The sequence below is a fragment of the Paenibacillus sp. P4_A7 genome, from assembly GCF_056402455.1.
Map to the genome: position 1 here is coordinate 1 of NZ_JBFUHJ010000927.1, position 578 is coordinate 578.

The 578-nt window shown below is 48.8% G+C and carries 1 protein-coding gene; it reads left to right on the forward strand.

The window, feature by feature from the left end; genetic code table 11:
• A partial coding sequence (locus tag AC1DWN_RS34985) for a TIGR00266 family protein (protein WP_477563381.1) occupies window positions 1-578 on the forward strand: 578 nt, incomplete at its 5' end.

Here is a 578-nt window from a genome sequence, read left to right on the forward strand (position 1 = left end):
CGCCTAGCATTGATCTCAAGGGGACCGTCGATGGTGGAATCATGCGTGGTTTAGGAAGAATGCTTAGCGGGGAAACCTTCTTCTTCCAAGAAATGACGGCAGTACGGGGGCAAGGCGAAGTGATGCTTGCTCCCCCCTCCCTCGGGGATATAGAGGCGATTGAGCTTGATGGCTCTTATAAGCTATTGGTGCAAAAGGATGGATTTTTAGCTGGCACAAGCGGCATCGAAGTCAATACCAAGATGCAAAACCTAGGTAAAGGGTTATTGTCAGGCGAGGGCTTCTTTATCGTAGAAATCAGCGGAAAAGGTACCGTATTCCTATCTTCTTACGGAGCTATTCATGCTATTAATTTGAGTGCGGGCGAAGAGGTTGTCATCGATAATGGCCACTTGGTCGCATGGCCGGGATATATGAATTATAGTATTGAGAAAGCATCGAAAGGCTGGCTATCCAGCTTAACTAGCGGAGAAGGTCTCGTATGTAGGTTCCGAGGAGAAGGCGTGGTTCTCGTTCAAACTCGAAGCCCTGCAAGCTTCGGCACATGGCTGAAGAAGTTCATACCAGGCGGTCAATAG